Here is a 4429-nt window from a genome sequence, read left to right as displayed (position 1 = left end):
GTGCAATGATGAACGTCACTGCCAGATAGGGGGGCATGGTAGAGATCGGAAGAGACTGTCCGGTGTTTCCCGACGGAAAAGGCAGAGCAGTCCCGGTACCGGTAGTCTTGGTATACGACGAGATGGTGTTTCCACTGGAAGGATCGTTCGGTAGCGCCTCAATTGCTCCAGTTGGATCCGAAAGGTCCGCCRCTGCATTGCACACCGGAATAGCAATCGCGTGACTGTGCGCGGGAAGGTTACTGGGAAGTATGTTTACATTTGGGCTGCCGCTGAACTCTCCCAGCACGTAGGAATTTCCCTGATTCGACGTACCCCAATGAAGCGGCACTCGCCCCTGTAGATTCGGCAAAGCAAAGGTGCTAATGCCGTCACCGCCGTAGTAGGTTCCGAGAAGACTGAATAACGCGCTATTTTGTGCGATGGACATGAGCTGCCCGTTGCACAGAGCCCAGCCGTTGGGGTTGAAACTTCCGGCGAACATCCGAATCTCTCCGAGAAATGGCTCCATAACGTAATTCCTTCCTGAGGTGTACTCCACACGGACCCGGGATTAATTGCGTACTAGATCGTCAGTCCAACCGTTGATTGTGCTTGCTTGACCCCATCCAACTTTCTTGTGGGATTCGATGAGAACAAAACTATCCACCGCCGCTTCCGTATTTTCGGCAAACGGCGGTGTCACACCTGTTACTGACAAGAAAATGCTGTCGTGAAGTTTGCAGTGGTTGCGCTTGTTTCATTGAGCCAGAGCGCAGTACCAGCACTGACTGTTCCCCCATCGATCGTGCAACTGTAACTATTGCCGCTACTGGTTGAACACGACGTGGATGATGGCGTACCGAAGGTGGAACCGCCGCTGTATGTCGCCGCGAAGAGATTCCAGGTGATCGCGTTCGAAGGAGAGTAGATGGTTACGTACGCATGACAGGAACTCGGCGCCAGCGTAGCGACGATGTAGTAGTTACTCGTCGACGATGTTGTCGCCGCACTGGACGTAACCGAGAAGTTCGCCTGCGCCGCAGTGGCGCCGTGACCGACAACGGCGAGTGGAAGACTTGTCAATGTCTGTCCGTCGCCGGCCGTACCCGCCGGCCCGGTCGCTCCAGTTGCGCCGGTAGCGCCCTGAGCTCCAGTTGCACCCGCGGGGCCCACGTTACCTTGCAGTCCCTGTGCTCCCTGCGATGCCAGACGAGCCCAGAAGGCCGTAGGCGTATTTCCAACTGGGAGCGCGTTTCCAACGTTGCCGTTCGCCAGCGAAATATAGCTGTTGTAGTAGTTGGAGTCAGAAACGACATCACCCAGCGAATAGGTTGCACCTGCCGAGTACACGCTTTGATAGGCGACGGTACCCGAAGCTCCGGTCGCACCGGTTGCCCCTGTAGCACCTGTGACACCAGTTGCTCCAGCAGAGCCCTGCGCTCCGGTTACGCCCTGAATCCCCTGAATGCCCTGCGCTCCGGTTGCACCAGTGGCTCCCGTCGCACCCGTCGCTCCGGTTGCACCCTGTTGTGCCAGCAATGCCCACACCGTGCCGTCAGTGCCAGGCGTTACGTTGAAGTTTCCCGTCAGAGCAATCCAGGAGCTGCCGTTATAGAACACAGCATCTCCAGTGTTGTAGACGGTCGTACTGCTCCAATTGCCCTGGAAGCTCACGGGTGAACCGGTCGCTCCAGTTGCTCCCGTCGCACCGGTTGATCCTGTCACACCCGCGGCACCCTGGGCGCCCGTTGCGCCTGTGGCACCCGCGATACCTTGAATACCCTGTATGCCTTGAGCTCCCGTCGCTCCGGTTGCACCGGTCGCGCCTTGCTGCGCCAACAACGCCCACACCGTGCCGTCAGTGCCAGGCGTTACGTTGAAGTTATTCGTCAAGGCGATCCAGGAGCTGCCGTTGTAAAACACCGCGTCTCCGGTCGAGTAGACGGTTGAACTACTCCAGGTGTTCTTGAAGCTAATGGGAGCACCCGTTGCTCCGGTCGCGCCAGTAGCTCCGGTTGCACCGGTAGCCCCTGCGGCGCCTGCAATGCCCTGCGGCCCCACGGCGCCAGTCACACCTTGAATACCTTGAATCCCCTGCGGTCCTTGCGGCCCGATGGCGCCGGTCGCTCCAGTGGCTCCGGTGGCACCCATGGAAGTTACGACAACATCCAATGAACTCGCATGAGATGTCTGATCGTTCTCCTTTGCATCCAACAGCACGTTCGCCGCATTCGTCGTAAGCGCGATACCGAAGTTCGTTCCCGGACTTGAAAGCCAAGACTGCACCTGGCTGGTCACGTCGATTACGACATACTGACCGGGAATCGTAGCTGTAAAGCTGGTAATTGCTGTACCGATGGCAGGCGCAGTTGCGTAGCTAACCGAGTATTCGTTCCATGACGCATTCACTGGCGCCACGCTGATCAGACCAGGCGTATTGACGCGGTTCACATACAGGCTAACCGTCGCACGCGCAATCTGACTGGCTGTCGTTCCGGCAGGAAGCGCGGAAAGATCGAACTGCACGAGCGTCTTCTGGCTGGCGCTCACGTAAAGATTTGAGAGCGAACCGTAGTTGAATGTCGGGTGATTACTGTTCAGGGTTGTATCGCCGGACACGATCAACTGTCCATGAGCAGCGGAGACACACGCAAAGGCAGCCAAGCCTGCAAGCAGGCGCACAAGGGGGACACTCTTCAAAACGCACTCTCCTTCTCAAGCGAGATCGTTACGAACTCGTCGAGAACCAAGCAAAATCTAACTCAGCAATGCTTTGAGCAGAGATCTGTGCCAAGTTGCTAACACAACTAGAAACGGACACCGGAGACGTTACCGCTATCATCCCCATCTTGTCAAAAGAATTTTTAATTATTCATTTCGTCAGAAAGGTCAGGGGGCGACATGAGGACTGACTGGAGATTGACGATCGCACGTTGAGCGAACCGAAGATCTGCTATGGAACAAACCTTTGTCGCCCCCGGAGATCCTACTCACTACACGCACCAGCATCATCTTTTGTGCAGTGATGTAATCAGACTGCATGCTAAAAGCTCTCCCGTCGAGGAGAGCTTTTCGCATGCACCTATTTCGTATCTATTGCGCGAATGCACTTCCGGTAAACGCCTGCACCACCTTCGGCTGAGGACGTAGAAGTCAATAGAGCGCAGTCACATGAGTGATCATCAGCACGGGCACATAGATAACAGAACTTCTGACGGCATAGAGACCTCCCTATGCGCTATAGAGTTATTTGCATCATCCTATCGATGCAGCTTTCTACAATCCGCCTCGAGGCTGTCACCAAAGTTAGATGATGCGCGAAATCCTATAATGAGGCGATGCGCTACCCGGCGGAACACAAAGCTGAAATCCATCAGAAGATTGTGAAAGACGCCTCACGGCGAATTCGCACCGAAGGCCTGACCGGCGCTGCCGTTTCCGCGGTAATGCGAGACACAGGTCTGACCCATGGCGGCTTCTATAAACATTTCGAGAGCAAGGACGAGTTACTCCTCGAGTCGTTAAACGAGGCCTTCCGGGAGATTACCGACCGTCTTTTGAAGGCCGCGAAAGAATCTCGTCCTAAGGTTGCGTGGAAGGCGATCGTAACAACCTATCTCCAGCCGGAACACTGCTCTCAGGCTGAGAACTGGTGCCCTCTGACCGCCCTCGCGCCCGAGATGGTGCGCACCAGCGAGGAGATGAAGAGCCGGATCTTCGACGAGCTCAGGAACTATAAGGACCTCATGCAGCCGTTTATGCCGGGCCGAAGGGCTGTCGACAAAGAGCGCGCGTTTTTTTTGATCTTTTCTACGATGATCGGGACAGTCCAGATTGCCCGCTTGCTTCCGGACCCCGCGTTGCGAAGGAAGATACTGGCAAATACGAGGGATTTTCTACTGGGCAACTTCTAATTCCCCGGTGACCGAGACGAAGCTGCCGGAAGACCATTACCATCTTTGGCACGATCGCGCGGTCTTCCCCTTCCTGGTAGAACAGGTGCGCCGGAAGCGCTACGTCAACCAGGTGAGACGTGCACTCAAAACAGGTGGCCGAATTTTGATTTCGACCTTCGGCCCAGAAGGTCCCACTCGCTGCAGCGGCCTCGAAGTACATCGCCACGACAAGGAGTCTCTTGTTGCTGCCTTTGGTGAGGGCTTCGCGCTCGAAGACTCAGAGCTTCTGGTGCATGAGACTCCCACAGGCAAGCTGCAGCAGTTCCTCTGTGCTCGATTCAACTTCTCCGGCCCTGGTCATCCCTAGCAGACAAACCGGCTGGCAGCGTGGGCTGCCAGCCGGCTTCTACTGTTAGGTTCTCCTCTTACGCCTGCGGCTTGGGCACCAGGCGGACGAACTTCTGCGATGCATTTGCCCAGTCGGCCAACAGAGTCTTCGCCAGCGAGCTGTTCGACCTTTCCACGTGTGCTTCGATCAGCTCGTGCAGCTG

General features: G+C 56.2%; 4 protein-coding genes. 2 read left to right on the top strand and 2 right to left on the bottom strand.

Annotation, left to right across the window (positions count from 1 at the left end):
- Both AB4043_RS15970 and AB4043_RS15965 read right to left on the bottom strand, forming a co-directional pair.
- Positions 1 to 511, bottom strand: a 511-nt coding sequence (locus tag AB4043_RS15970) for a phage tail protein (RefSeq protein WP_442307495.1), incomplete at its 3' end; no start/stop codon positions are given.
- Positions 512 to 690: 179 nt separating this feature from the next.
- Entirely contained in the window at positions 691 to 2682 is a 1992-nt protein-coding gene (locus AB4043_RS15965; protein ID WP_442299761.1) for a DNRLRE domain-containing protein, read from the bottom strand.
- A 638-nt stretch (positions 2683 to 3320) separates the two neighbouring features.
- Between AB4043_RS15965 and AB4043_RS15960 the strand changes: the two genes are divergently transcribed.
- The gene (locus AB4043_RS15960; RefSeq protein ID WP_442307494.1) at positions 3321 to 3896 is read left to right on the top strand and encodes a TetR/AcrR family transcriptional regulator; all 576 of its coding nucleotides are present in this window, start codon (positions 3321 to 3323) and stop codon (positions 3894 to 3896) included.
- A 7-nt stretch (positions 3897 to 3903) separates the two neighbouring features.
- Positions 3904 to 4245, top strand: coding sequence for a hypothetical protein (locus tag AB4043_RS15955; protein ID WP_442299763.1), 342 nt, complete (start codon positions 3904 to 3906; stop codon positions 4243 to 4245).
- The last annotated feature ends 184 nt before the right edge of the window (positions 4246 to 4429 follow it).

The organism is Terriglobus sp. YAF25 (genome assembly GCF_052113305.1).
In the GTDB taxonomy this organism is placed as follows: Bacteria; Acidobacteriota; Terriglobia; order Terriglobales; family Acidobacteriaceae; genus Terriglobus.
The sequence above is the reverse complement of the archived record's forward strand: the minus strand, read 5'-3'. Positions and strand labels throughout refer to the sequence as shown.